Raw genomic sequence first — 25,744 nt, forward strand, 5'->3', positions numbered from 1 at the left:
TCCTAAGAAGTTTTAAATAATCGTAAACGGTTAGCGTTGCTCACGACCGTGATGGAAGAGAGCGCCATCGCCGCTCCGGCAATCACAGGGCTCAGTAAGAAACCAAAGCTTGGGTAAAGCACCCCAGCAGCGATCGGAATACCTAATGAGTTGTAGACAAAGGCACCAAATAAGTTCTGTTTCATATTTTTTACCGTTGCCTTAGACAATTCGATCGCTTTCATTACCGCTAACGGAGAAGAGTTGAGGAGAGTCATCTGCGCACTGTCAATGGCAACGTCACTGCCGCTGCCCATGGCAATGCCGATATCAGCAAGTGCAAGTGCAGGTGCGTCATTAACGCCATCACCAATCATAGCCACGCAATGTCCTTCTTTTTGCAGTTGCTCGATATGGTGCGCTTTTTCATCGGGTAGCACTTGCGCGATGACACGTTCGATACCGAGTTGGGTTGCGATGACCTCAGCGACAGCTTGGTTATCACCAGTTAACATTACAGGGATGATCTTGCTGGCTTTTAAACGATCAACGGCTAGCTTGGCATCTGCTTTGAGCGGGTCGGCTATTGCGATAATCCCGATAATGTTCTGATCCGCTGCAACAATCACTGGAGTCCATGCATTGGCAAGATAGCGTTTAAGCGGTGGTTCAATTTGACTAAGATCCCATTGTTGTTGCTTGGCAAAACTGACCGAGCAAATGGTAACTTGTTGACGGCCAACTTGTGCCACTACACCTTGACCTCGGCGGTTATCAAAATTGTTTGATTCAACGAAACTAAGTTTTTGCTGCTGAGCTTTTTGGACGATCGCTTTTGCCAGAGGATGTTCAGAATACTGTTCGACAGAGGCGGCAATCGAGAGTAAGCGATCACTATCAACATTAACACAGAACAGGTCTTCCACCGCTGGTTTGCCTTGAGTCAAGGTTCCCGTTTTATCAAACACCACCATATCTATTTTGCTGGCTGATTGCAGAGCATCCGCATCTTTAATCAAAATACCCATTTCAGCCGCTTTGCCGACGCCAACGGTTACTGAAAGTGGTGTCGCTAAGCCAAGCGCACAAGGACAAGCAATAATTAACACGGTTGTTACCACCACTAACATATAACTGGCTTTGGGTTCAGGTCCGACTGCAAACCAAATCGATGCTGCAACCAGCGCAATCATGACGACCACGGGCACGAACACGGCTGAAATTTGATCGGCAAGTTTGGCAATAGCAGGTTTACTGCTTTGTGCTTGGCGAACCATACTGATAATTCTCGATAGCATGGTGTCACTGCCAACCCCTGTGGCTCTGAACAGCAGTGCGCCATCTTGATTGATGGTCCCGGCTGAAATAGTATCACCTTGAGATTTGGCTACAGGGAGTGGTTCACCTGTGAGCATTGATTCGTCGAGGTAAGAGTCGCCAGATAATACTTCGCCATCAACCGCGACTTTTTCGCCCGGTTTGACTCTTAGAGTCATGCCAACAGTAATGGCATCAATGGCGATCTCTTGATCCCCTTGTTCAGAAACGAGGGTGGCTGTCTGTGGCTGTAAATTAATGAGTGACTGCAAAGAGCGAGTCGTTTTCGCTTTTGCTTTAGCTTCGATATAATGGCCTAAAGAGATCAGGCCGACAATCATCGCACTGGCTTCAAAGTAGACGTGGCGTGAAGCAAGCGGAAACCATTGAGGAAAAACGACCACCAACATAGAGAATAGCCATGCGGCACCTGTCCCGAGTGCAACTAAGGTGTCCATTGTGGCGCGTTTGTGAGTGAGCGCTTGCCATGCATTAGTGAAAAATGAACGTCCAGCGGTTGCCAATAACCACAAGCAAAGCATGCCCACAGCACCCCAAGCGAGTTGGTCATTGCTGTTGCGGATCATCATATTGCCGCCGAAAATCCCCCAAAGCATTAATGGCGCACCAATCAGTATTCCACGGATAGCACTCTGTTTGTGTCCACTTTGAACGATTTGCTGCTGTTCAAGTTGCTTTTGTTGTTGGGTAGCAGGGTCATCGACCACTTGAGCTTGATAACCTGCTTGTTGAATGGCATCGGTTATCGGCGAGATCAACTCATCACGTTCAGATGAGGCAAACACCAATGCGCTCTGCTCGGCCAAGTTAACTTGAGCTCGCTCTACGCCTGTGACCGAAACCAGCGCTTTTTCTACCGAAGATACGCAACTTGCACATGTCATTCCTGAGATAAGTAAATGTAGCGGTTGCGTTGCGAGCGGTGAATTCACTTTGTTATCTGGTGGTGTCACTGTATCTGCTGGTTCAATGCTGGGTTTAATGTTGGGTTCAACAACGGGTTGTTCATCGGCTTGATAACCAAGCGAGTGAATCACCTGTTTAATTGAGTTTGCATCATTGAGCGTTGTAATCTCAAGATCTGTTTTCGTCACACTAAATTGTATATTGGCACTGTCGTCGGTGAGTGCATTTTCTACTTTTGCCACACACTTGCCACAGTTAAGTCCCTGAAGAGAGAAGTGATAATGATGACCTGCTTGATATCCCAACGCCTCAATCGACTCAACTAAGGCTTTCAGTGTGCTATTGCTTTCCAGACAGATAAAAGTAGGAGATAGATCAAGAATTTTTGCATGGTGATCAGCAAGCATTACCCGTTCTACTTTTCTTGCACATCCCATGCAGTTGAGCCCTGATAGGGGAATATCAAACTTAGTCATCACATCACCTCGAAAACGTTACTTTTGCTAAGCGTAAACCTTACCGCAAGGGTAAGGTCAAGCCATTTAGCTAAAAGAATAATAATACCCCTGTGTGCATCATGATTTATAAGGCGTTTGGCTAGGCACGTGATTGGATTGTTCCAAACTTAAATGATGACAAAGATTGTAGATTTGCATATCAGTGCTAAAATAACGCGCAATTTTGGCATCACTTATCTTTTATGTTGAGGATGCGGTCATTTAGACAATCAAGGTATTTTACATGACGGTTAAAACTCGTTTTGCTCCTAGCCCGACAGGCTACCTTCACGTTGGTGGTGCACGTACTGCACTTTACTCTTGGCTATACGCGAAAAACCAAGGTGGGGAATTTGTTCTACGTATCGAGGATACTGACCTTGAGCGTAACTCTAAAGAAGCGGTCGATGCGATTCTAGAAGGGATGGAATGGCTAGGTCTTGAGTGGAACGAAGGCCCATACTTCCAGACTCAACGCTTTGATCGTTACAACGAGATGGTTGATAAGCTGCTAGCAGAAGACAAAGCCTACAAATGTTACGCATCTAAAGAGCTGCTAGACGACGTTCGTGCCGAGCAAGAAGCCAACAAAGAGATGCCTCGTTACGATGCAAATCACCCAAAAATTAAAGCGGCAAACGAAGCGGCGAAAGATGGCGATCCATGTGTTATCCGTTTCCGTAATCCGAAAGAAGGCAGTGTCATTTTTGATGACCAAATCCGTGGTCGTATCGAAATCAACAACAGCCAAATGGATGATTTAATCATCCGTCGTACCGATGGTTCTCCAACCTACAACTTCTGTGTTGTAGTTGACGACTGGGATATGGGCATCACTCACGTTGTACGTGGTGAAGACCATATCAACAATACCCCTCGCCAAATCAATATCTATGAGGCGCTCGGTGCACCTGTTCCTACATTCGCACACTGTGCAATGATTCTCGGTGACGATGGTGCCAAACTGTCTAAACGTCATGGTGCGGTATCAGTGATGCAGTATCGTGATATGGGCTACCTACCTGCGGCACTGAACAACTACTTAGTGCGTCTAGGCTGGTCTCATGGAGACCAAGAGATTTTCACTCAAGAAGAGATGATTAACCTATTTAGCCTAAACGCTGTCTCTAAGTCGGCATCAGCGTTTAATACTGAAAAGCTACAGTGGTTGAACAACCACTACATCAAAAACTCAGATCCTGCCTACGTTGCAGAGCACCTGCAATGGCACCTAGAACAGCAGAAACTCGATGTAACTAACGGGCCGGCGATTACTGATGTGATTTCGTTAGTTGGTGAGCGTTGCAACACGTTAGTAGAGCTAGTTGAGCAAATTCGTTACTTCTACGAAGATTTCGCTGAGTTTGAAGCGGGCGCAGCGAAGAAGCATCTACGTGGTGTGGCAAAAGAGCCTCTTGAACTAGCACTTGCAAAAGTAGAGGCACTCTCTGATTGGACAACCGATAATATCAAACAAGATGTGATTGCTGTGGTTTGTGAAGAGTTAGACATTGGCATGGGTAAAATCGGTATGCCCCTACGCGTTGCGGTTACCGGTGGTGGTCAATCGCCATCTGTCGATGCCGTGATGGAGCTGGTAAGTAAAGAGCGTTGTATCGCTCGTATTAAGATGGCGCTTGATTTCATTGCTGAGCGTGAAGCCAACGCTTAACCGAGCCTGTAATATTTGTTTAAAACCGCAGCTTTTTCTGCGGTTTTAAACATTCTCTATCGGTTCGATTGCTATAGCACCAAGGATTTTACGTAATGAGACGGTTACTTAAGATCAATGCTGTTTAATCGCCCCATAAATTCTAAAATTTCCAAGTTCCCTTTGTTGGCCTCGAGCAGTGCTTTTTTGGTCTTAGTATAAGCGGCAAGTCGTCCATGTTTTTTAATCGAACAGACTACGCTTCTATAAATCAATTTGCCATTTTCATCATAGTTGCGCCATGCCGCGATGTAACACTCATCTTTAGCATTAGGGCTTTCTTTGGTTGGTCTGGGCTTAAAAATTATCTTAGGTTCAATAGAGTGGGGAAGGCGAGTCATTAAGTAAGGGTCTTTCAGTAACCGGCGCCAAAATTTCCCCCACATTTCGCTACCAAGTTCATTGCGTAACTTTATTGCTTTCTTCAGGCCTTTTTCTTCCCCAATACGGATATAGCCTACAGAACGATGTAAAACGGTATCAGAAGGCGTATGAATATGAATTTTAAACGCAGTCTTTGCTTTGGAGATAAAACGGTGACCTGTGTTGGTTTCCAAATTACTTTTCTTCATAATTCATTTCAGTTTATCGATAACTTTGTTACTACCATTTTAGATGAATCTTACTCGATGGTGAAGATAAGAAAAACAAAAGGTCAGAAATGAGAGACATTTCTGACCTTTTTCATCTTTGGCGCTCCCGACAGGATTCGAACCTGTGACCTGCCCCTTAGGAGGGGGCCGCGCTATCCAGCTGTGCCACGAGAGCGTATTGTTATAATACTGAATTTAAAGAATAAGTTAAGCACTGTTCATGTTTTTACATTTGTTTGTGCATAACATCGCCAATTTGAATGCTACCTGCAAGCTCGGCTTGATCTACGATCAGTTCCGCTTCATTTTCGTAGACACGTGAAACGGTCAATGTAATATCCGTAGCGGTTACTTTGTTGCGCGGTAAGCCACGTTGGTCGATAAATGAACCGGTATGCCAAAGCTGCAAGGTATCGCCTTGCTCGACACCATGAACACGGCCTAAATCGATAGTGATAGTGTTGCCCCATTTGGCGACGACTTGCGGTAGGGTAATTTTGCAAGATATTTCCGCCTCTAAATCAAGCATGATGTTACGACTGACTCGCAGCATCATATTGCCGTAAGTCGAGGCCCAAAAGCGCGCACTTCGTGTATCAACTTGGCTGGTTTTCGCAAAGGGCCAACTTGCGACCTCGCGGTAATTTCGGTTGTAAACTTCGTTACCGGTTTTACCATCGTAGACAGTCATTTCAAGAGCAAACTGACGGTTGATAACATCACTGCTAAGCAATTTACTGTCAATGGTTGCGGTTAGATCGGTGATGACACCACCAATAATGTACTGAGCCCCCGTATCTTGTGCGATCATTTTCAGACGCTGTGGGTTACGTTTATCTATCTCAAAGTCAGTGGTTCCGACTGAGACAAAGTTGACAGACTCTTGGTCGAGTTGGCGGTTGATGATGTTAGCAAAATCATCTCCAATATCATAAATCTGGCCCATAACCGCTTGTTGAGGTGAGGCAATATCAACGTTGCCGACCAAAAATGTCTTTTTATACTGATTGACGTGGCAACCCGTTGCCGATGGATAAATGTCGATACGTGCTTTGACAAACATAGTGTTGCGACGTTTTCTCTGTTCATCGACCACAATGTAGCGTATTTCGCTATTAGTAAATTGGTATTCGTTACGGTTACTCTCTAGTATTGGACGTATGTTGGCAATACTGCCGATATCGGCACCAGAGAAACTGACAGCCTTATACAGCGCATCCTCTAGTGCATGGATACGGGCAACCTCTTCAGAAGAGACTATTGTGGCCGAGCCTGTGACTTCATACCAACCCGCAGATGCAACTTGACTCCACAAACTGACATAAAAAGTTGATAACAAGATAAGTAGAGATTTTTCCATGTTTATTTACCAAGTTGGTTCATTTTTTGCTTGTTAGATATTAGCGGATTTAGGTGTTGCCTTTCAAAACGATTACATAGTTTGAAAAGCAAGGAATGTTCCACTTTTAGATGAGAGCTAAAAGATTCGACATTTTAAGCCTTAATGTATCGGAGATTAGAGAATGAAAAAATGGCTATTGCTAGTGCCTGTGGTGTTTCTCACTGCTTGTGCCTATGCTCCAATTTATAATGGTAAAGAACCTTATGCTGGCTCACAATTTATGCTGATGGAGAGTCCGCGTCATACTCTTGACTTCTTTGTAGAGAGCTTGACGGAAGATTTAATGATCTCCAATTCGAGTGTTTCGGCACGGACACCGATTGCCGTGACCTCTTTTGTCGATTTGCAGAATATGGATGCAAGTAACTGGTTGGGTAATTCAGTCTCGGAAGGGTTTATCCATCAATTCCAACGTCGCGGATTTAAAGTGATCGATTTTAAAACCACAGGGTCGATTCAAGTGACACATCAGGGTGATTTCGCATTTAGCCGCGATTGGAAAGATCTCGCTCAAGAACAAGATATCCAATATGTATTGACTGGCACCATGCTACGTCAAGAAGGAGGGGTGTTAGTTAATGCTCGTGTGGTGGGTATGCAATCGCGAGTGGTTGTTGCAACAGCGCAAGGCTTCCTACCTGCAGATCGTATTGGTCGAGATCTAGATACGCTCAATAGTATTCGTACTCAAGATGGTGTACTTATCCGTTCAGACCCAACTATTACTCAACCTTACACGGTTATATTGCGTCCATAGGTGGTAACATGAAAAAACTATTTCTCTTAGCGGTGGTATTGTTCATGGTTGGTTGTCAGCCATTGAATAACATGCGTCCGGATGATTTTCTGACGGCGGTGGGCTATGCCAGCATCGGTGAGCAGATCGGCCGCAATGAAGAAGAAAAGCAAGTGCGCGCGATGCGAGCTTCTAAGATTGATGCATACCGAGAATTAGCAGAACAAGTTTATGGTATGCGCGTCAGTGGCCGGGCTGATTTAAGAGATCAACGTTTAGGTACGGAATTAACCTCTGGCGCTGTGGATGGTGTGATTCGTGGCGCTGAAGTGGTGCGCAGCTATAAAGTTGGTGACAGCTATGTCACAGAGTTACGTCTTGATATCCAGAAAATGAATAAGTTGCGCGATTACGGTGAAGTACAACAAGTTCCAGAAAAACGGCAACAAACCCTGTTCTAAATATCTTCTCTCTTCGATAACAAAAAAGCGGCAATCATAATTGCCGCTTTTTTGTTATCGGTATCAATCTGATTTAAGCTTTGATGTTCGTGCCCAAGGTTGTTACGTTCTTAGTTTGGCCTTCAGCGGTATAAGTCATACCTAGTTTGCCTTGCGACTGTTGCATCATATTATTGAGTTTATTAAAACTAAGTTGTGCTCGCTGCAATGCTTGGCCATTGATGTCATTTTCTTGTTGGCATACGCTGATGAGTTCACGGATTTTATCAACAAGAGGGCTCAACTCTTGATCCGTGGTTAGGCTATCTACATCAGGATGGCGACGAACACGCTCATCTGTGGTTTGAAGTTGCTCAATCAAGGTGACTTTTTGCTTGGCAATGAGCTCAATATCTTTCGACACTCGGTTGGCAATCGCTTGTTTTTCTTGCGCAAGAATATCACTCAATTCTAGAGCGCTTTTATATTGAAACTCGATTAATCCTAATAGTGCCGCCATAAGTTATGCTCTTGAGGTTATAGCCCGCCGAACTCTTTTTCAAATTTCATCATGTTGTCCGCGAGTTTTTCAGGGTTTACAGTATAAGAACCGTTTGAAATCGCTTCTTTTATCGCCGCAATTTTTGCCTGATCAAAGCTAGGTTGGGCAGCCATTTGAGTATGCATTTCACCCATTGCCTTACCCTGTGAGCTAAGTGAAACGGCATCTTCTTGTGCGACATTAGACTTTTTCGTGGAGTCAGAGCCACTGGTTGGACTGCTGTCACTGTTGTTGCGCACGGAACCTCTCGTTGAAGTAGTAGAGAGAGGTTGTCCCGAACGTACGTTATCAATACCTGCCATAGTTGAGCCTTTTTGAAGATAGATGTTTGTAGTGTCAATATCGACTATTACAGCCTAAACTTTAGCTTTTTTTTATTCAACTAAAAGACCACTGTCACTTCAGAAACTCCAGTTACACGTCCCTCAATTATACGGTTAGATTTGCTATTTTTCACTCTTATCTGCTCACCGAGTGAGCCATCTGTGAGTGCGACCCCTTTTGTGGTGATAGTCATGGCCGATCCGGTTGCTTTAATGGTCACGGTTTCACTGCGGCACACCACGCAAATATCACGCTCTTCAATAATGTCACCTGAATGAAGGTTTTTCTTTGTTTTTGCGCCAATGACGGCGTCAATTGAGGAAAAGCCTTGCCGCCTAAAGCGTTGCAGGTCTACCATACTAATAGTGACATCTTGTGGCGAAATAAGCTGCCCTCGCGATAGCGCGGTGGTCAATATGACTTGAGGACCAGTACGGGTCAAACGCACAGGGACATAAATTCTCCAGTCTTCATCTAAACATTCGACGAGCACAGTAATGTTACTTGCGCTAGGATTACTAGAAGAAGACGAAGTTTTAAGGCCTGTTGGGCAATCGGTTGCGAAGATCCGAGAGTCAATATTGGCGGCAGAAGCTTCAAGTGTACCACCGGTAGGCCACTCAACAGTGGAAAGTATGTACTCTTGTGCAGCTAGTTGAATGTTCTTGATTTGATCTTCTGTTGCAGATGTTGCTGTAAAACTAAAGAAAAAGAACAAAAAGCCGATAGACTTATAAAACTTTTTATAGAAAGCTCTACAATTAGTTATGAATAATGAGCAGAAGGTCGATTTAGGATGTTTCATTCTTTTTCTCATCTGTTTTCATGGCGTAAAGTAGACTACCATTTTTTTGCATGAAGTTTGAGATGGAGATGAGCTTATGACGGGTATTCTTGATTCAGTGAATCAGCGTACGCAACTCGTCGGTCAAAACCGATTAGAACTCCTAACGTTTCGCTTAATGGGACGCCAGCGTTATGGAATAAATGTATTTAAAGTAAAAGAGGTTCTGCAGTGCCCTAAGCTCACTTTAATGCCAAACTTACATCGTCTTGTTAAAGGGGTGGCTCATATACGAGGCCATACAGTTTCAGTTATCGATTTAAGTTTGGCGGTTGGCGGCAGGCCGACCACTGATGTTGAAAAAGCTTTTGTTGTGATTGCTGAGTTTAACCGCACGATTCAAGCCTTTTTGGTTACCTCGGTTGAGCGTATCATCAACATGCATTGGGAGGCGATTCTTCCTCCTCCAGATGGTGCAGGTAAATCGAATTATTTAACCGCGGTTACTAATATCGATAACGAGTTAGTCGAAATTCTTGATGTTGAAAAGATCCTTGCAGAAATCGCACCAGTTGATGAAACTATGGATGCGTCAATTGGTGAAGAGATCGCTCAGGTGCAAACAGAAAAAGAGATTGTTCGCCGTATTTTGATTGCGGATGACTCAACTGTTGCCCGTAAACAGGTCGAACGTGCGATTGTATCACTGGGGTTTGAAGCTGTTGCCGTAATTGATGGCAAACAAGCTTACGAAAAATTAATGGAAATGACGGCCGAAGGCAGTATCTACGAACAGATTTCGTTGGTCATTTCCGACATTGAAATGCCAGAAATGGATGGCTATACATTAACAGCAGAAATAAGACGTAATCCTGCTCTTAAAGACCTTTATGTTATTCTGCACTCATCACTAAGTGGTGTATTTAACCAAGCGATGGTGGAGCGAGTTGGTGCGAATGCATTTATAGCCAAATTTAATCCAGATGAGCTTGGTAATGCAGTAAAAGCTGCACTTACAAAATAAAAAGAGACATTAATGACAGCGATAACTATAAGCGATCAAGAATATCGTGATTTCAGCCGCTTTTTAGAGTCACAGTGCGGTATTGTTCTTGGCGATAGCAAACAATACTTAGTGAGAAGTCGTTTAAGTCCACTGGTAACTAAGTTCAAGTTAACCTCATTGTCAGATTTGCTCAGAGATGTTGTTACTGGGCGTAATCGTGAACTGCGTGTTGCCGCTGTGGATGCCATGACAACCAACGAGACTCTATGGTTTCGTGATACCTATCCGTTTGAAGTCTTAGCGAATAAGCTGTTGCCGGAAGTGGCGGCAAACAAACGCCCGATAAAAATTTGGTCGGCAGCAAGCTCTTCAGGCCAAGAGCCCTATTCAATAGCAATGACGATACTGGAAACTCAACAGCGTAAGCCGGGTATGCTGCCAAGCGTGTCGATTACTGCGACGGATATTTCTGCCAGTATGTTGGATATGTGCCGAGCAGGAGTGTATGACAATCTTGCTCTCGGTCGAGGCCTCTCTCCTGAACGTCGACGTCAATTCTTTGAAGATGCCGGGGATGGACGTATGAAAGTAAAAGATAACGTGAAGCGCTTGGTTAACTTCCGGCCACAAAACTTGATGGACAGCTACGCATTACTTGGTAAGTTTGACATTATCTTTTGTCGTAACGTACTGATCTATTTTTCACCAGATATGAAATCTCAAGTATTAAATCAAATGGCCAATAGTCTTAACCCTGGAGGCTATCTATTACTTGGTGCTTCTGAATCACTCACTGGGTTGACTGATCGTTTTGACATGGTGCGCTGTAACCCGGGTATCATTTATAAGCTGAAGTAAACTATCGTTATCTTGTTATTACGCCCAGTAAATCTGCTGGGCGTTTTGTTTGTGCTTTAGTTGACCCTCTATCCCCTTCTAGTCAGTCATTCCTAACACTATGAACTAAATTACGACATTATGAAGTTGGCGCAGTTATTGCTCACATCAATCACAGAAAGAAAACTGAATAGATATTTAAAGTTGGTATGTAAATTGCTTTTATTTTTATAGTAACGGTCAGTTCTTTGAGTAGAGGTCAACATGGCTATTTCTTTTGACAATGCATTAGGTATCCACCAATACACGGTGGGCGTTCGCGAGCGCAATGCTGAGGTGATTTCCACCAATATTGCTCAAGCGAACACACCTGGATATAAGTCTAAAGGAATGGACTTTCAAAAGGCGCTGCAAGCGGCAACATCAGAGGCAAGTATTGGACTTAGCCGTACTGATAGTCGGCATATTCCTGCCTCTACTCGGGTGACAGGTGAAGTGATGTATCGTCTTCCTACCCAGCCAGACACTGGTGATGGTAACACGGTAGATGTGGATCTCGAACGTAACTTGTTTATGCAGAACCAAATTCGTCACCAAGCTTCACTTGACTTCTTAGGAAGCAAATTCAAGAACTTAACGAAAGCTTTAAAAGGGAGTAACTAGATGAGCTTATTTAATGTATTCAATGTAACTGGTTCTGCCATGAGCGCTGAATCTGTTCGTCTAAATACGACCTCGAGCAATTTGGCCAATGCAGACAGTATTTCGAGCTCTGCAAAAGATACCTATAAAGCGCGTCATGCGGTATTCGGTGCTGAGTTAAGTCAGGCAAAGTATGGCCGCGACCATAGCGTGCCAGTAAAAGTGATGGGTATTGTCGAAAGTGATAAGCCGCTGAGTGCGGAGTACAACCCTGAGCATCCTCTTGCAAATGACGAAGGCTACATATACAAGCCCAACGTCAATGTAATGGAAGAGATGGCGAATATGATCTCTGCTTCTCGTTCTTACCAAACGAATGTTCAAGTTGCAGATTCAAGTAAACAAATGCTGCTGCGTACGCTGCAGATGGGTCAATAGGAGATAGAGTATGGCCGGAGACATTAATAATGTTGGTCCAAGTAGCTTGTCTTATATTGATCAGCTTAAACAGCTTCAGGACAAGAATAAGCCAGATGAGACAACGGGTAAGCAAGATCTTAAACAAGAAGATTTCTTATCGCTACTCACTAAGCAACTTGCCCAGCAAGACCCATTTAAGCCGGTTAGTAATGACCAAATGATTGCGCAAATGGCGTCGTTCGCGACCGTTGATGGTATTGGCAAAATGAACAATCAGTTCGAAACGCTCAACGCATCAATGACCTCAAACCAAGCGCTGCAAGCGTCTTCATTAGTCGGACGTGATGTATTGGTTCCAGGCGCGGCAGGGGTGAAAAAAGATAATGGCAGTATGGCTGCCATGGTCAAACTTCCACAGGCGGTTGATAACCTGATGGTGAGAATCGAAGACCAAATGGGTCAGTTAGTTCGTACTTTTGACGTTGGCTCTAAGCCTCCAGGTGATAGCCGCGTTGAATGGGATGGAAAAGATCAAAACGGTAATCCATTGCCGGCTGGCAAATACAAGGTGAAAGCCGCGGGTTTGCTCGACGGAGCAGCGAAAGAGTTTGAGGTTTCGACCTATGCAAACGTCAATAGCGTCCTGTTAGGTAAAGGCGATGGTAACGTACTACTCAATCTGGCTGGCTTCGAGTCGCCAGTTCGACTTGCTGAAGTACTAGAAGTTGGCAAAGCGTAACTCGTTACAAAGTAGATACGCTAGCTAGATAGGAGATTTTGGAATGTCATATGTTGCACTAAGCGGTTTATCCGCAGCTCAGTTAGATCTGAACACGACCAGTAACAATATTGCGAACGCGAACACATTCGGCTTTAAAGAGTCACGTGCTGAGTTTGGCGATGTGTACTCGAATTCACTTTTTACTCACGCGAAAACCACGCCAGGTCAAGGTGTACAAGCCGCTGTTGTTGCTCAGCAGTTTCATGAAGGGTCAAGTGTTTACACCAATAACCCAATGGACTTGCGTATTGGTGGTACGGGCTTTTTTGCTGTAGCGAAAGACCGCTTGACGCCAACGACTAACGAGCTTACGCGTAATGGTGCGTTTCACCTTAACAAAGATAACTATATGGTCACGGCTAATGACGAGTACCTACTGGGTTATCAGGTAAACAAAGACACAGGTGATGTACTTTCCTACGAACCATCACCAATTAATATTCCCAAAGAATTTGGTAAACCAAAGCAAACATCAAATATTGATGTCGGCGTTAACTTGCCAGCTAGCGGCGATCTCAAAGATCCTACGTTGTTCGATTATTCCGATCCTGAAACATACAACCGTTCAACGTCATCAACGATTTACGACTCTATGGGTCAGTCGTACAAGTTGACGACTTACTACCTCAAAGATCAGACTCAACCAAACACCTGGCAGACTTTCTATACGGTAACGGACAGTGCTGGTGAGAAGCCTTTGAACATCGTTGGCGGTGATGCCACTGCGCCAACGGGGCATGTGGGACACACCATGAAGTTCAACAACGATGGTACGCTAGCAAGTTTGAATAACGGTCAAAATATTGTTTCAGAAGCATTAGGTGCTGGAGCAAACCCTGTTGAACTCAACGGCGCTGACATCAATCAAACATTATCGTTTGGTTTAGACAGTGCGACTCAGTTTGCCGCGCCCTTTGAGTTAACGAAGTTCGATGAAGACGGTGCAACAACTGGCTTTTTAACTAAGGTTGACTTTGATGAAAACGGCAGCGTACTTGGAACTTACTCTAACGGTGAGAACATCGTCCTAGGTCGAGTTTCTTTAGTACGTGTCGCCAATGAGCAAGGCCTGGATAAGAAAGGCGGTACTCAATGGGATTCCACGCAGTTCTCTGGTGCTAAGGTCTGGGGGGAATCAAATAAAGGCTCGTTCGGTACTATCAGCAGTGGCACACTTGAGCAGTCAAACATTGATATGACTCAAGAGTTAGTCGATCTTATTTCTGCTCAACGTAACTTCCAAGCAAACTCTCGTTCACTAGAAGTACATAACCAAACACAGCAAAACATCCTGCAGATTCGCTAATTATTATGCGAGTAATATTTCGCAGTACAGAAATATTTCGCAGTACATAGAAGCTGGTGGCAAACATCAGCTTTCTATTGTTGCCGCCAATGGCAACATACCTTCCTCTTATCATCATTGAAACTTGCCGCATTGCAACTAAGCACTTGAAATAAAGAGATAATTAAATTGGCATGCCTATTGCTTGTATCATTGTGAATAGTGATTTTTGGAGCAAATTATGGATCGTGCACTGTTTCTAGCAATGAGCGGCGCCAAGCAAAATATGCAAGCGTTGCAGCTTAGAGCCAACAACTTAGCGAACGTCAGTACCACGGGTTTCCGTGCTGATTTGGCGCAAGCGCGCTCTATGCAGGCGTATGGCGAAGGTCTTCCGAGCCGTGTATTTAGCATGACAGAACGCCCGGGCCATAATTTTCAACAAGGCAGCGTGATCACCACGGGGCGTGATCTCGATGTCACAATTCAAGGTGAGGGATGGATTGCCGTGATGGATAAGACGGGGAAAGAGGGTCTTACACGTAATGGTAACTTCACTATTAGTGCTAATGGCCTACTGACTAATGGTAACGGTAATTTAGTGCTGGGCGAAACAGGGGCTCCGATTACCTTACCGATTCCAATCAGCAAAGTGGAGATCGGCAACGACGGTACTATTTCTGTTGTGCCACAAGGTGCTCCGGCCGATGCGATTGAAGTTGTCGACCGCATCAAGTTAACTCGCAACAATAATCAATCACTATTCAAAGATATCAATGGCTTATTTCGCGCCAAAGATCCTAATGCGGCATACGAAGCAGATGCCGGTGTCAAACTGCTCACAGGGGCAATTGAAGGCAGTAATGTCAACGCCATTGGCGAAATGACGAGCCTGATTGACTTGCAACGTCAGTTTGAAATGCAAGTGAAAATGATGAGCACAGCAGAAGAGATGGACAAAGCGTCGAACTCTTTGCTTCGTATGAGCTAATAGATATTTAGGAGAAGGTTATGCATCCGGCATTGTGGGTTAGTAAAACGGGCTTAGACGCCCAGCAAACCAATATTTCAACGATTTCAAACAACTTAGCGAACGCCTCCACGATCGGTTTCAAAAAAAGCCGCGCTGTGTTTGAAGATCTGTTTTATCAAAATATCAATCAGCCAGGTGGTCAATCATCGCAAAATACCGAGCTACCAACGGGCTTAATGTTAGGTGCGGGCTCTAAAGTAGTTGCGACACAAAAAGTCCACACACAGGGCAACACTCAAACGACCAACAACAGCCTCGATATGATGATTGAAGGCGATGGTTTTTTCCAAATTCTGATGCCCGATGGCAATATCGGTTACACACGTAATGGTCAGTTTACCGTCAACGATGAAGGTGTCGTGGTTACGTCAGGGGCGGGTTACTCCCTTGAGCCAGAGATTGCTATTCCAGACGATGCCATCAGTATCACCGTTGGTAATGACGGTGAAGTTTCAGTACGAGTTCGTGGGCAGCAAGATAACCAAGTTGTCGGTCAGATTGCCACTGTAGATTTCATTAACCCCGGGGGGTTAGAGCCAATCGGGCAGAACTTGTACCTACCAACAGGGGCCAGTGGCGACCCACAAGAAGGGGTACCTGGCTTGGACGGTTTTGGTGAGGTCAGACAATCAATGCTCGAGACCTCAAATGTGAATGTCACTGAAGAGTTAGTGAATATGATCGAAGCGCAACGTGTCTACGAAATGAACTCTAAAGTCATCTCAGCCGTCGACAAAATGATGAGCTTTGTCAACCAACAGCTATAACGCAACTATGGAGATCACATTATGAACAGATTACTTGCGTTAGTTTTAGTTGCAGTAATGTCTGGTTGTTCCATGCTTGAACCGCCGATTGAGGCTCCGGATATCGTTCAAGGTACAACGAATGTTGATGCGGTTGAAGGTGATAAATCAGATCAAGATAGTTCTGGAATGATAGACGCTTTACGTGGCCGGACCGATCCCGTTTCCGGAGACCCGGCCTGGGCGCCGATTCACCCAAAACATCGACCTGAGCATTATGCGGCAGAAACGGGGTCACTGTTTAATACTGCCAGTACCAGTAGTTTGTATGATGATTATAAGCCGCGTGGTATTGGCGATATTATCACCGTCACTTTGGACGAACAGACCAAAGCGGCCAAAAGTTCGGATGCGGATCTGTCAAAAAACAACGATGCTTCTATGGATCCACTTGAAGTCGGTGGCCAGCAACTTAACTTGGGCGACTACAATTTCTCATACAACTTAAGTAACGACAATAAATTTAGCGGTAGTGCTGCGGCCAATCAAAGTAACAGTCTATCAGGCTCAATCACGGTCGAAGTGATTGAAGTTTTGGGTAACGGTAACCTAGTGATTCGCGGCGAGAAATGGCTAACCTTAAACACCGGAGATGAATACATTCGCCTTAGTGGCACAATTCGCCCTGATGATATTGATTATGAAAACACCATTGCGTCTACCCGTATTTCTAACGCAAGAATTCAGTATTCTGGCTCTGGTACACAACAAGATATGCAAGAGCCGGGCTTCTTGGCACGATTCTTTAATGTCTCTCTATAACGCCCTGTGATGCCGCTTTTTTGGCGTGCAGTGAAACACGGCAAAGGTGAGAGAATAGGTAAGATTATGAAAAAGTGTTTGCTCCTTATTACCAGTTGGTTGCTTATCGCCACTTCCGTGCAGGCTGCGAGAATTAAAGATGTTGCGCAGATCGCCGGAGTACGTAGTAACCAATTGGTCGGCTATGGCTTAGTTACTGGTCTGCCGGGTACCGGCGAGAGTACACCTTTTACTGATCAAAGCTTTAATGCCATGTTGCAAAAATTCGGCATTCAATTACCACCAGGTACGAAGCCTAAAACAAAGAACGTGGCGGCCGTGATTGTGACAGCAGAGTTACCGGCATTTTCTAAGCAAGGCCAGACTATTGATGTTACCGTTTCGTCCGTTGGTGCAGCCAAAAGCTTACGTGGCGGCACTTTAATGCAAACAATGCTTAAAGGTCTCGATGGGCAAATCTATGCCGTCGCGCAAGGTAATCTTGTGGTGAGTGGCTTTAGCGCGACTGGCGCTGATGGTTCCAAGATTGTGGGTAATAACCCTACGGCAGGGATGATTTCTAATGGTGCGATTGTCGAGCGAGAAATACCAACGCCATTTAGTCGTGGTGATTACATTACGTTCAATTTGCTCGACTCTGATTTTACCACTGCTCAACGCATGGCTGATGCAGTGAATAATTTCCTTGGTCCTCAAATGGCTTCAGCGGTCGATGCGACGTCAGTGAAAGTGCGCGCACCGCGTGATGTGACCCAACGTGTGGCTTTTCTCTCGGCGATAGAGAATCTAGAGTTTAATCCCGCCGATGGCGCAGCAAAAATTATTGTTAATTCACGTACTGGCACCATCGTAGTTGGTAAACATGTTCGACTTAAACCTGCAGCGGTCACTCATGGTGGAATGACAGTTGCCATTAAAGAGAACTTAAATGTCAGCCAACCTAATGCGTTTGGCGGCGGTGAGACGGTTGTGGTTCCAGATACCGATATCGAAGTGACAGAAGAGCAAGGGAAAATGTTCAAGTTTGAACCAGGTCTGACCTTGGACGACCTAGTACGTGCTGTCAACGAAGTTGGTGCCGCCCCTTCAGACTTAATGGCGATTTTGCAAGCATTAAAGCAAGCAGGCGCGATTGAAGGACAATTGATTGTTATCTAAGGAACAGTAAGATGATAAACAATGGTAACGATATTGGATTTATCCATGACATTTCAAGCTTAGATAAGCTGCGTAAGCAAGCCGTTAATGATCAAGACGGCGGAGAAGAGGCGGCACTAAGCGCTGCGGCTAAGCAGTTTGAAGCGATTTTTACTTCGATGTTGTTTAAATCGATGCGCGATGCGAACTCGACATTTGAGTCAGGATTGATGGATAGTCAGAATCAGCAGTTTTATCGTCAGATGATGGATGAACAGATGTCGTCTGAACTTAGTGCCTCGGGATCTCTTGGCCTTGCTGATATGATCGTCGCTCAATTGACCTCGGGTAATATTGAAAATGAAAACGCTAACAGCCGTGATACGGACTTTGAAGCTTTAATGGCTAAAGTTGATACGGTTCGTGACGAAAGAGTGCGCACAACTACCATAAGCCAATCAGAGCCAGTTCAGTCGTCCCACTTTGATTCACCGGAGTCTTTCGTTACCTCGATGAAACCTTACGCGGAAAAAGCGGCGCGTGCACTTGGCGTTGATTCTTCTTTATTGTTGGCACAAGCAGCATTAGAAACGGGCTGGGGACAAAAAGTGCTCAATAATTCACGTGGTAGCAGCAATAATTTATTCAACATTAAGGCGGATAGAAGCTGGAACGGCGATAAGGTGGCGACACAAACACTAGAATACCATCAAGGGGTTCCGGTTAAAGAGAGTGCTGCGTTCCGTGCATACGCTAACTATGAAGAGAGCTTTAATGATTATGTGCGTTTTCTCAACAAAAACCCACGTTACACTACGGCGCTACACCACGGTGGAAATGATGAACAGTTTATTCGCGGTATCCACCAAGCGGGGTACGCCACGGATCCCGCTTATGCCGATAAAGTATTAAGTGTCAAAGCACGTATTGATCAAATGTAATCAAGCTCACCTGATGGTGAGTTTGTTCTTATACCCCATTATGACTTCCATCTCGCGGTTGTCCCGCTCACTTCTTTAACCGACAAGTCAGTATTTTTTTCCTCTGGCATATATTTTGCTTTTATCTATTTAGATACTCAGCTAACACTGATTTTTTAAAGGGTTCTTGGGGGCAATATGGCGTCTGATCTACTGAATCTTGGTGCGCAAAGCGTACTGACGGCTCAGAGACAACTAAACACCACCGGTCATAACATTTCTAATGTAAATACAGAAGGTTATAGCCGCCAGTCGGTGATACAAGGCACAAATATGCCGCGCCAATACGGTGGGGAAACCTATGGTATGGGTGTCCATGTGGAAAAAGTTCGCCGCTCATGGGATCAATTTGCCGTTAACGAGTTAAATGTTTCGACCACCAGTTACGCAAATAAAGTCGATAATGAAGAGAATCTAGAGATGCTGTCTAGCATGCTCTCATCGGTAGCATCGAAAAAAATCCCTGAAAACCTCAATGAATGGTTTGATGGCGTGAAATCATTGGCCGATAGTCCTAATGATGTTGGTGCGCGTAAAGTTGTACTAGAGAAAGCCGATCTCATTACCCAAAACCTAAATGACTTTCACGAAACGATTCGTCGTCAGTCGGATGTGACTAATAAAAAACTCGATCTAGGCATAGAGCGAGTGAATCAACTTGCGGTCGAAATTCGTGATTTACACCGTTTGATGATGCGCACTCCAGGGCCGCATAACGACTTAATGGATACACATGAAAAGCTGATCGCCGAATTGTCTGAGTACACTAAAGTCACGGTCACGCCGCGTAAAAACGCAGAAGGCTTTAATGTTCATATTGGTAACGGCCACACCTTAGTATCAGGGACAGAAGCCAGTGAACTGAAAATGATTGACGGTTATCCTGATGTTCACCAACGCCGCCTGGCAATGATCGAAGGCAAGGGCATTAAATCTATTACTACCAAAGATATTGACGGAAAGATCGGGGCGATGCTCACGATGCGCGATGAAAAAATTCCGCAATTAATGGATGAGCTCGGAAAACTGGCGACCTCATTCTCATATGAAGTCAATAAACTGCAATCACAAGGACTGGATTTGCGCGGCAACCTTGGTAGTTTGATATTTACCGACGTTAACTCAGATATTGTTGCTAAGTCGCGAGTGGTCACCTCATCCAATTCTAATGCCGATGTGGCTGTTTACATTGAAGATACCAGTCAGTTAGTCGGTGGTGAGTATTCATTACAATATAACGATGGTGACTATTACATCACTCGCCCTTCCGGTGAGCAGTTTGTTGCGTCGGTTGTCAATGATGCTATCACCTTGGATGGAATTCGAATCGAGATCAATAACGATTTACAAGCGGGTGAACGGGTGCTATTACGTCCGACTCGAAGTGGCGCCGCACAAATGAAGATGGCAACCGATGATCCGACCAAGATCGCGACTCAAAGCTTCGAGGCTTCTACAACGTTTGCTCAAGGTAGTGCAAAGTTCACTATGATGGCCGCTGGCGATGTACGTGAATTCGAAGTCGTGGTCTCCCCGACAGGAACTGAATTTGCTGTAACCGATACCCGTGGCAATCTTTTACTTGGTCCTCAGGCTTACCCTCCTAAAGGTCTGGTAGATGTCCAAGGGACAGTGTTTGAATTAACTGATGGCGCGTTGCCGAACGATAAGTTTACGGCAAACCTTGTCCCATCAGAAGGTGACAACGGCAACTTAAGGAAAATGCTCAACATCCAGACAGATAAAAAGCTAAACGATGGTGAATCAACCATTTTAGATGTTTACCACAATTTAAACACCGATGTTGGCTTACAAATGTCAACGGCTTCACGCCTGACCGATGTCTCCAGACTAGAGAAAGAGGCGGCACAAGAGCGAGTCGCCTCTATTGCCGGGGTTAACCTTGATGAAGAAGCGGCCAACATGATGAAGTTTCAGCAAGCGTATATGGCCTCTTCACGCATTATGCAGGCGGCCAACGACACCTTTAACACCATCTTGGCGTTGAGATAGGAGGCATAAGTGATGAATCGTATTTCGAGCTTCCACAATTATCAATCGGTGCAGAATGACTTCCGCCGTCAAGAGGCAAAAGTACATCACAACCAAGCTCAACTTGCGTCAGGGAAAAAACTGATGAAGGCGAGTGACGATCCGCTGGCGACCCACTACATCCAAAATATTGGTCAGCAAAAAGAGCAACTACGCCAATTTACTGATGCGATTGTGTTGACTCGTAACCGCTTAGAGCACCATGAAGTGATTATTTCCAATGCGGAACAGTACACCGATGAAGCCAAGCGTACGGTCATGGAGATGATCAACGGGTCATTATCTCCAGAAGACCGCTTAGCCAAACGACGTGAAATTCAAGAATTGGCGGCTAACTTTCTTAACTTAGTCAATGTCCAAGATGAATCAGGTAACTATATTTTTGCCGGAACCAAGCCGAAGAATCAGCCTTTCTTTAAAGATAAAGATGGCGATGTGGTTTATGTTGGTGATGACTACCAGCGCAAAATGAAGATTTCCAATAGCTTGGAGATGCCAATTAACGATCCTGGTAACAAGCTATTTATGGAGATCGATAATCCGTTTGGTGATTTTGAGCCCAATTACAATTTGAATGAAGCTTCAGAGCTACTTCTTGAGCGGGCGATTAATCTTAACCCTGATGACAACTCAACCTATAAGATCACCTTTGTTGATATGCCAGATAACCAATATGGCTACCAACTCGAAAGAGATGGCTCAGTGGTTAAAGCTGACACGTTTAATCCCGGTAAAGGAATTCAATTTGAAGGTGTCACCATTCAGGTGAAGGGGCAGATCAGCAAAGGGGATGAAATCTCCCTCGAACCACGCCGCAGTTACAGTATCTTTGAAACCTTTAATGAGGCAATGAAGCTCTCGCAAGGCTCGGTATCTGATGCTTCGAATACCGCTAAGTTACACCAGATAACACAAGAGTTGCATGCGGCATTTATCCACCTAAACAAAGCGCGTACTGATGTTGGTGCACGATTGAATACTTTAGATATTCAAGAAGAGCAGCACGATGATTTCAAAATGACGTTAACCAAATCGAAAAGCAATTTTGAAGACCTCGATTATGCTGAAGCCATCATCGAGTTTAATGAAAATTCACGAGCTTTGCAGGCATCGCAACAGGCGTTTGGCAAAACCAAAGACCTGACACTATTTAATTATATCTAAGCTCATTGCCTTACGTGCCATGCCGTAAGTGCGAGATTAGAGAGCTGTCTTAACCATTAGTGGCAAGACAGTGGCAACAAAGCGGCAATCGGGTTGCCGCTTAGAATGAACATAAAGTGTTCAATCTGAACGGAACCCAAGCAATGCTATTAAGTGACTGATATTTAAAGGAATGATATTTTTAGTATTAATTTCTTAAAACTGGCACATAACTTGAATCGGTTAGTGCAGAGTTAAATAAACAGGTTTTAAGTAGGAGTATTTCTACTTAGCAAGGCATTTACGGTCAGTGCTTCCAAATGAGACTAAGCTGGCCGCTTCGCAAGCACTTGCGAACTCAATAGGAGAGCAAACTATGACCATTAATGTAAACACGAACGTGTCAGCGATGACCGCTCAACGTTACTTGAATAAAGCGACCGGCGACCTTAATACTTCAATGGAGCGTTTGTCTTCAGGTCAAAAGATTAACAGTGCAAAAGATGATGCTGCTGGTCTACAAATTTCTAACCGTTTGACCGCCCAGTCTCGTGGCTTAGATGTCGCGATGCGCAATGCCAACGATGGTATCTCCATCGCGCAAACGGCAGAAGGGGCGATGAATGAATCAACGTCGATTCTACAACGTATCCGCGATCTATCATTGCAGTCTGCTAACGGCACCAACTCGGGGTCAGAGCGTCAAGCTTTGCACGAAGAAGTGTCTGCGTTACAAGATGAATTGAACCGAATCGCTGAAACTACGTCATTCGGTGGCCGTAAGCTACTTAACGGCTCATTTGGTGAAGCGTCATTCCAGATTGGTGCGAGTTCAGGTGAGGCAATCATCATGGGCTTGACCAGTGTGCGTGCTGATGAGTCCCGTATGGGCGGACAAAGCTTCATTTCAGATCCTGAGAAAGGAAAAGATAAAGACTGGGGAGTCCCTGCGGCGGCGAAAGACCTCAAATTTGAATTTACGACCAAAGCTGGTGAAGCAATTACCTTAGATATTATTGCTAAAGAAGGTGATGATATTGAAGAGGTGGCAACCTATATCAATGGCCAAACTGATAAGCTTACCGCATCAGTTGATGAAGATGGCAGACTACAGATTTTTGCTGCAGAGCCTAACCTAGAAGGCAACTTAAACATCTCGGGCGGCTTGGCTTCAGAGCTTGGTCTTGAGGGAGGGCCTGGAGTGAAAAATACGGTACAAAATATTGATGTTCGTTCTGTAGGTGGCGCGCAAAATGCGGTAGGTATTGTTGATGCAGCGCTGCAGTACGTAGATTCACAACGTGCAGATCTAGGTGCTAAGCAAAACCGTCTCAGCCACAGTATCAATAACCTGGCTAACATCCAAGAAAACGTAGAGGCATCGAACAGTCGAATTCGCGATACCGATTTCGCCAAAGAAACGACAGCGATGACCAAAGCACAAATTCTGCAACAAGCAGGTACGTCAATACTTGCTCAAGCAAAACAGTTGCCAAACTCTGCAATGTCATTATTGCAGTAGTGGTCAAGTACTCCACTAGTAGTAGCCTAGACGTAGGAATAGTGGAGGTTTGACGGCAAACATAAGTGATAAGGTTTTGGGGTTCTCTCTCATACCTACTCCATCACTGGAAACACTTATGTAGCAGGCGGCCAGGCTTTGATCATTTCTCTTGATCTCCAAAGGCTTAGCCACCAAAATAGCCCCGGTTCTCTCAAAGGAAAAGGGGCTTTTTCTTTTTGGTTTCATAATACCCACATCAAGTTATATCCTCTCCGCAGTACAATTGAAAAATGGCTACCTCTCGACCAATTCGGGCAAAACTTTAGCAATTAATTTCATATCTGTAGGTATCATCAAGTTAAGCTTTGTTCGCCGTGAATTTCACACTATTTGGCCAATTAGCTCTAAAGTTAATCAATGTTGAGTCGTTAATAAGGTTACTTTGAGAGAACTAATTGGTTTACCGAGACGTCGGAAACCTTCCACTCCGGTCTACGGTAATCAATAGGAGAAACTACTATGGCGGTTAATGTAAACACAAACGTTTCAGCAATGACGGCACAACGCTATCTCAATAGTGCGTCATCTGCTCAGCAAGCGTCGATGGAAAGACTTTCTTCCGGTTTTAAGATCAACAGTGCTAAAGATGATGCGGCTGGTCTACAAATTTCGAACCGTTTGAATGTTCAAAGCCGAGGCTTAGACGTCGCAGTACGTAACGCAAATGATGGTATTTCAATGGCGCAAACGGCAGAAGGTGCCATGAATGAAACTACCAACATTTTGCAGCGTATGCGTGATTTGTCACTACAATCTGCAAACGGATCCAACTCAAAATCAGAACGGACCGCGATTCAAGAAGAGATCACGGCACTCAATGATGAGTTAAACCGTATCGCTGAAACGACCTCATTCGGTGGTAATAAGCTACTTAATGGTACTTTTGCAACCAAGGCTTTCCAAGTGGGTGCAGACAGTGGTGAAGCGGTGATGTTAACGATGAACAATATGCGCAGTGACAATGCCATGATGGGAGGTAATAGCTATGTTGCCGCCAATGGGCAGGGCAAAGACTGGGCAGTTCAAGATGGTGCGAATGACCTTACTATTTCATTAACGGATACATTTGGCCAAGAGCAAAGTGTAACGATCAACGCTAAATCAGGCGATGATATTGAAGAGCTGGCGACTTATATCAACGGTCAGACAGACCTTGTAAAAGCATCGGTTGACCAAGATGGAAAACTGCAACTATTTACAGACAATAACAATGTTGATGGCGCTGCTACCTTTAGTGGTAGTTTAGCGGGCGAACTAAGCATAGGAGAAGCGAAAGCAGTCACGGTGGATACCATTGATGTGACCAATGTTGGTGGTGCTCAAGAATCCGTGGCGATTGTAGATGCTGCACTGAAATTTGTTGATAGTCATCGTGCTGAACTTGGTGCATTCCAAAACCGATTCAATCATGCAATCAATAACTTAGAAAATATTAATGAGAATGTTAATGCGTCTAAGAGCCGAATCAAGGATACCGACTTTGCCAAAGAAACGACGGCATTGACAAAATCTCAGATTCTTTCACAAGCATCTAGTTCAGTTCTTGCACAAGCAAAGCAAGCGCCCAACTCAGCGTTGGGGCTTTTAGGCTAAAAAGTTAGTTTTTAGCACACTAAAAAGTCATGACTTAATAAAAAATCCAGCGGTGGCTGGATTTTTTTTGCGCGTTTATAATGCCGTAACGGACAGATCAGACAAAAAATAGCTAAGGGGAAGAGAACGAGGTCAATGCTGGTGAAATGTCCATTTGGCTATTGCTAATTAACAATGCTAAGAAAAGTATGATGTTCAGGAAAAACAAAACCCAGCACAAAGCTGGGTTCGTTAAAATATGGTGCGGACGGAGAGACTTGAACTCTCACACCTTGCGGCGCCAGAACCTAAATCTGGTGCGTCTACCAATTCCGCCACGTCCGCAGCATGTACTGTAGTCATCTAGAAAATTGGTAAATTCTAGCGACGTTGTATTAATGGTGGCTACGACGGGATTCGAACCTGTGACCCCATCATTATGAGTGATGTGC

At 44.7% G+C, this 25,744-nt stretch carries 24 protein-coding genes and 2 tRNA genes; 18 read left to right on the forward strand and 8 right to left on the reverse strand.

Features of this window, described 5'->3' with window-relative positions:
* Window positions 1-2 precede the first annotated feature (2 nt).
* Window positions 3-2,699, reverse strand: coding sequence for a heavy metal translocating P-type ATPase (locus CDZ87_RS11890; RefSeq protein WP_100753748.1), 2,697 nt, complete (start codon window positions 2,697-2,699; stop codon window positions 3-5).
* A gap of 265 nt (window positions 2,700-2,964) precedes the next feature.
* Here CDZ87_RS11890 and gltX point away from each other — a divergent pair, with 265 nt between their 5' ends.
* Entirely contained in the window at window positions 2,965-4,392 is a 1,428-nt protein-coding gene (gltX, locus tag CDZ87_RS11895; protein WP_100753749.1) for a glutamate--tRNA ligase, read from the forward strand.
* Window positions 4,393-4,496: 104 nt separating this feature from the next.
* Here gltX and CDZ87_RS11900 read toward each other — a convergent pair whose 3' ends face one another.
* The 3 genes from CDZ87_RS11900 to CDZ87_RS11910 all read right to left on the reverse strand — a co-directional run bounded on the left by CDZ87_RS11900 (window position 4,497) and on the right by CDZ87_RS11910 (window position 6,384).
* The gene (locus tag CDZ87_RS11900; RefSeq protein WP_100753750.1) at window positions 4,497-5,003 is read right to left on the reverse strand and encodes a Fe3+-citrate ABC transporter substrate-binding protein; all 507 of its coding nucleotides are present in this window, start codon (window positions 5,001-5,003) and stop codon (window positions 4,497-4,499) included.
* Window positions 5,004-5,122: 119 nt separating this feature from the next.
* Window positions 5,123-5,199 (reverse strand) — tRNA-Arg (locus CDZ87_RS11905).
* Window positions 5,200-5,250: 51 nt separating this feature from the next.
* A complete protein-coding gene (locus CDZ87_RS11910) occupies window positions 5,251-6,384 on the reverse strand; it encodes a flagellar assembly protein FlgT (protein ID WP_100753751.1) in 1,134 nt (377 codons plus the stop codon).
* A gap of 163 nt (window positions 6,385-6,547) precedes the next feature.
* On the opposite strand from CDZ87_RS11910, the gene CDZ87_RS11915 reads away from it, so the two are divergent.
* Together CDZ87_RS11915 and flgP are read left to right on the forward strand one after the other, a co-directional pair.
* Window positions 6,548-7,183, forward strand: coding sequence for a FlgO family outer membrane protein (locus CDZ87_RS11915; RefSeq protein ID WP_100753752.1), 636 nt, complete (start codon window positions 6,548-6,550; stop codon window positions 7,181-7,183).
* A gap of 8 nt (window positions 7,184-7,191) precedes the next feature.
* A complete protein-coding gene (gene flgP, locus CDZ87_RS11920; protein ID WP_100753753.1) occupies window positions 7,192-7,623 on the forward strand; it encodes a flagellar assembly lipoprotein FlgP in 432 nt (143 codons plus the stop codon).
* Window positions 7,624-7,696: 73 nt separating this feature from the next.
* Here the strand turns inward: flgP and CDZ87_RS11925 are convergent, their stop codons facing one another.
* The 3 genes from CDZ87_RS11925 to flgA form a co-directional block, all read right to left on the reverse strand.
* A complete protein-coding gene (locus CDZ87_RS11925; RefSeq protein ID WP_100753754.1) occupies window positions 7,697-8,122 on the reverse strand; it encodes a flagella synthesis protein FlgN in 426 nt (141 codons plus the stop codon).
* Window positions 8,123-8,139: 17 nt separating this feature from the next.
* Entirely contained in the window at window positions 8,140-8,466 is a 327-nt protein-coding gene (gene flgM / locus CDZ87_RS11930) for a flagellar biosynthesis anti-sigma factor FlgM (protein WP_100753755.1), read from the reverse strand.
* 80 nt (window positions 8,467-8,546) lie between these two features.
* Window positions 8,547-9,293 carry a flagellar basal body P-ring formation chaperone FlgA gene (gene flgA, locus CDZ87_RS11935; protein ID WP_100753756.1) on the reverse strand — a complete coding sequence of 249 codons (747 nt, stop codon included), beginning with the start codon at window positions 9,291-9,293 and terminating at the stop codon, window positions 8,547-8,549.
* A gap of 76 nt (window positions 9,294-9,369) precedes the next feature.
* Here flgA and CDZ87_RS11940 point away from each other — a divergent pair, with 76 nt between their 5' ends.
* The 15 genes from CDZ87_RS11940 to CDZ87_RS12015 all read left to right on the forward strand — a co-directional run bounded on the left by CDZ87_RS11940 (window position 9,370) and on the right by CDZ87_RS12015 (window position 25,313).
* Window positions 9,370-10,296: a chemotaxis protein CheV gene (locus tag CDZ87_RS11940; protein ID WP_100753757.1), complete on the forward strand. Its 927-nt coding sequence runs from the start codon at window positions 9,370-9,372 to the stop codon at window positions 10,294-10,296.
* A gap of 12 nt (window positions 10,297-10,308) precedes the next feature.
* A complete protein-coding gene (locus CDZ87_RS11945) occupies window positions 10,309-11,136 on the forward strand; it encodes a protein-glutamate O-methyltransferase (RefSeq protein ID WP_100753758.1) in 828 nt (275 codons plus the stop codon).
* A gap of 243 nt (window positions 11,137-11,379) precedes the next feature.
* On the forward strand, window positions 11,380-11,778 hold the full coding sequence (gene flgB, locus CDZ87_RS11950) for a flagellar basal body rod protein FlgB (RefSeq protein ID WP_100753759.1): 399 nt from the start codon (window positions 11,380-11,382) through the stop codon (window positions 11,776-11,778).
* On the forward strand, window positions 11,779-12,195 hold the full coding sequence (flgC, locus tag CDZ87_RS11955) for a flagellar basal body rod protein FlgC (RefSeq protein ID WP_100753760.1): 417 nt from the start codon (window positions 11,779-11,781) through the stop codon (window positions 12,193-12,195).
* 10 nt (window positions 12,196-12,205) lie between these two features.
* Window positions 12,206-12,916, forward strand: coding sequence for a flagellar hook assembly protein FlgD (gene flgD, locus CDZ87_RS11960; RefSeq protein WP_100753761.1), 711 nt, complete (start codon window positions 12,206-12,208; stop codon window positions 12,914-12,916).
* Between the two features lie 43 nt (window positions 12,917-12,959).
* Window positions 12,960-14,264 (forward strand): flagellar hook protein FlgE, encoded by a 1,305-nt coding sequence (gene flgE / locus CDZ87_RS11965; RefSeq protein ID WP_100753762.1) that lies wholly within the window; start codon window positions 12,960-12,962, stop codon window positions 14,262-14,264.
* A gap of 220 nt (window positions 14,265-14,484) precedes the next feature.
* The gene (gene flgF, locus CDZ87_RS11970) at window positions 14,485-15,234 is read left to right on the forward strand and encodes a flagellar basal-body rod protein FlgF (protein WP_100753763.1); all 750 of its coding nucleotides are present in this window, start codon (window positions 14,485-14,487) and stop codon (window positions 15,232-15,234) included.
* A 20-nt stretch (window positions 15,235-15,254) separates the two neighbouring features.
* Window positions 15,255-16,043 (forward strand): flagellar basal-body rod protein FlgG, encoded by a 789-nt coding sequence (gene flgG, locus CDZ87_RS11975; protein WP_100753764.1) that lies wholly within the window; start codon window positions 15,255-15,257, stop codon window positions 16,041-16,043.
* A 21-nt stretch (window positions 16,044-16,064) separates the two neighbouring features.
* Window positions 16,065-16,844: a flagellar basal body L-ring protein FlgH gene (gene flgH / locus CDZ87_RS11980; RefSeq protein WP_100753765.1), complete on the forward strand. Its 780-nt coding sequence runs from the start codon at window positions 16,065-16,067 to the stop codon at window positions 16,842-16,844.
* Between the two features lie 66 nt (window positions 16,845-16,910).
* On the forward strand, window positions 16,911-18,002 hold the full coding sequence (locus tag CDZ87_RS11985) for a flagellar basal body P-ring protein FlgI (protein ID WP_100753766.1): 1,092 nt from the start codon (window positions 16,911-16,913) through the stop codon (window positions 18,000-18,002).
* Window positions 18,003-18,013: 11 nt separating this feature from the next.
* Window positions 18,014-18,922 carry a flagellar assembly peptidoglycan hydrolase FlgJ gene (gene flgJ / locus CDZ87_RS11990; RefSeq protein ID WP_100753767.1) on the forward strand — a complete coding sequence of 303 codons (909 nt, stop codon included), beginning with the start codon at window positions 18,014-18,016 and terminating at the stop codon, window positions 18,920-18,922.
* 177 nt (window positions 18,923-19,099) lie between these two features.
* Window positions 19,100-20,974: a flagellar hook-associated protein FlgK gene (flgK, locus tag CDZ87_RS11995; protein WP_100753768.1), complete on the forward strand. Its 1,875-nt coding sequence runs from the start codon at window positions 19,100-19,102 to the stop codon at window positions 20,972-20,974.
* Between the two features lie 9 nt (window positions 20,975-20,983).
* Window positions 20,984-22,177 carry a flagellar hook-associated protein FlgL gene (gene flgL / locus CDZ87_RS12000; protein WP_100753769.1) on the forward strand — a complete coding sequence of 398 codons (1,194 nt, stop codon included), beginning with the start codon at window positions 20,984-20,986 and terminating at the stop codon, window positions 22,175-22,177.
* A 355-nt stretch (window positions 22,178-22,532) separates the two neighbouring features.
* Window positions 22,533-23,678 carry a flagellin gene (locus tag CDZ87_RS12005; RefSeq protein WP_100753775.1) on the forward strand — a complete coding sequence of 382 codons (1,146 nt, stop codon included), beginning with the start codon at window positions 22,533-22,535 and terminating at the stop codon, window positions 23,676-23,678.
* Between the two features lie 501 nt (window positions 23,679-24,179).
* Entirely contained in the window at window positions 24,180-25,313 is a 1,134-nt protein-coding gene (locus CDZ87_RS12015) for a flagellin (RefSeq protein ID WP_100753771.1), read from the forward strand.
* Between the two features lie 239 nt (window positions 25,314-25,552).
* Here the strand turns inward: CDZ87_RS12015 and CDZ87_RS12020 are convergent.
* Window positions 25,553-25,637, reverse strand: a tRNA-Leu gene (locus CDZ87_RS12020).
* Window positions 25,638-25,744 lie beyond the last annotated feature (107 nt).

Origin of the sequence: Vibrio salilacus, assembly GCF_002811245.1 — a bacterium.
Taxonomy (GTDB): domain Bacteria; phylum Pseudomonadota; class Gammaproteobacteria; order Enterobacterales; family Vibrionaceae; genus Vibrio; species Vibrio salilacus.

Excerpts from the sequence above, each read along its gene's own strand:
- CDZ87_RS11890 (WP_100753748.1), bottom strand. The coding sequence starts at position 2,699 with ATGACTAAGTTTGATATTCCCCTATCAGGGCTCAACTGCATGGGATGT.
- gltX (WP_100753749.1), top strand. The coding sequence starts at position 2,965 with ATGACGGTTAAAACTCGTTTTGCTCCTAGCCCGACAGGCTACCTTCAC.
- CDZ87_RS11900 (WP_100753750.1), bottom strand. The coding sequence starts at position 5,003 with ATGAAGAAAAGTAATTTGGAAACCAACACAGGTCACCGTTTTATCTCC.
- CDZ87_RS11910 (WP_100753751.1), bottom strand. The coding sequence starts at position 6,384 with ATGGAAAAATCTCTACTTATCTTGTTATCAACTTTTTATGTCAGTTTG.
- CDZ87_RS11915 (WP_100753752.1), top strand. The coding sequence starts at position 6,548 with ATGAAAAAATGGCTATTGCTAGTGCCTGTGGTGTTTCTCACTGCTTGT.
- flgP (WP_100753753.1), top strand. The coding sequence starts at position 7,192 with ATGAAAAAACTATTTCTCTTAGCGGTGGTATTGTTCATGGTTGGTTGT.
- CDZ87_RS11925 (WP_100753754.1), bottom strand. The coding sequence starts at position 8,122 with ATGGCGGCACTATTAGGATTAATCGAGTTTCAATATAAAAGCGCTCTA.
- flgM (WP_100753755.1), bottom strand. The coding sequence starts at position 8,466 with ATGGCAGGTATTGATAACGTACGTTCGGGACAACCTCTCTCTACTACT.
- flgA (WP_100753756.1), bottom strand. The coding sequence starts at position 9,293 with ATGAAACATCCTAAATCGACCTTCTGCTCATTATTCATAACTAATTGT.
- CDZ87_RS11940 (WP_100753757.1), top strand. The coding sequence starts at position 9,370 with ATGACGGGTATTCTTGATTCAGTGAATCAGCGTACGCAACTCGTCGGT.
- CDZ87_RS11945 (WP_100753758.1), top strand. The coding sequence starts at position 10,309 with ATGACAGCGATAACTATAAGCGATCAAGAATATCGTGATTTCAGCCGC.
- flgB (WP_100753759.1), top strand. The coding sequence starts at position 11,380 with ATGGCTATTTCTTTTGACAATGCATTAGGTATCCACCAATACACGGTG.
- flgC (WP_100753760.1), top strand. The coding sequence starts at position 11,779 with ATGAGCTTATTTAATGTATTCAATGTAACTGGTTCTGCCATGAGCGCT.
- flgD (WP_100753761.1), top strand. The coding sequence starts at position 12,206 with ATGGCCGGAGACATTAATAATGTTGGTCCAAGTAGCTTGTCTTATATT.
- flgE (WP_100753762.1), top strand. The coding sequence starts at position 12,960 with ATGTCATATGTTGCACTAAGCGGTTTATCCGCAGCTCAGTTAGATCTG.
- flgF (WP_100753763.1), top strand. The coding sequence starts at position 14,485 with ATGGATCGTGCACTGTTTCTAGCAATGAGCGGCGCCAAGCAAAATATG.
- flgG (WP_100753764.1), top strand. The coding sequence starts at position 15,255 with ATGCATCCGGCATTGTGGGTTAGTAAAACGGGCTTAGACGCCCAGCAA.
- flgH (WP_100753765.1), top strand. The coding sequence starts at position 16,065 with ATGAACAGATTACTTGCGTTAGTTTTAGTTGCAGTAATGTCTGGTTGT.
- CDZ87_RS11985 (WP_100753766.1), top strand. The coding sequence starts at position 16,911 with ATGAAAAAGTGTTTGCTCCTTATTACCAGTTGGTTGCTTATCGCCACT.
- flgJ (WP_100753767.1), top strand. The coding sequence starts at position 18,014 with ATGATAAACAATGGTAACGATATTGGATTTATCCATGACATTTCAAGC.
- flgK (WP_100753768.1), top strand. The coding sequence starts at position 19,100 with ATGGCGTCTGATCTACTGAATCTTGGTGCGCAAAGCGTACTGACGGCT.
- CDZ87_RS12005 (WP_100753775.1), top strand. The coding sequence starts at position 22,533 with ATGACCATTAATGTAAACACGAACGTGTCAGCGATGACCGCTCAACGT.
- CDZ87_RS12015 (WP_100753771.1), top strand. The coding sequence starts at position 24,180 with ATGGCGGTTAATGTAAACACAAACGTTTCAGCAATGACGGCACAACGC.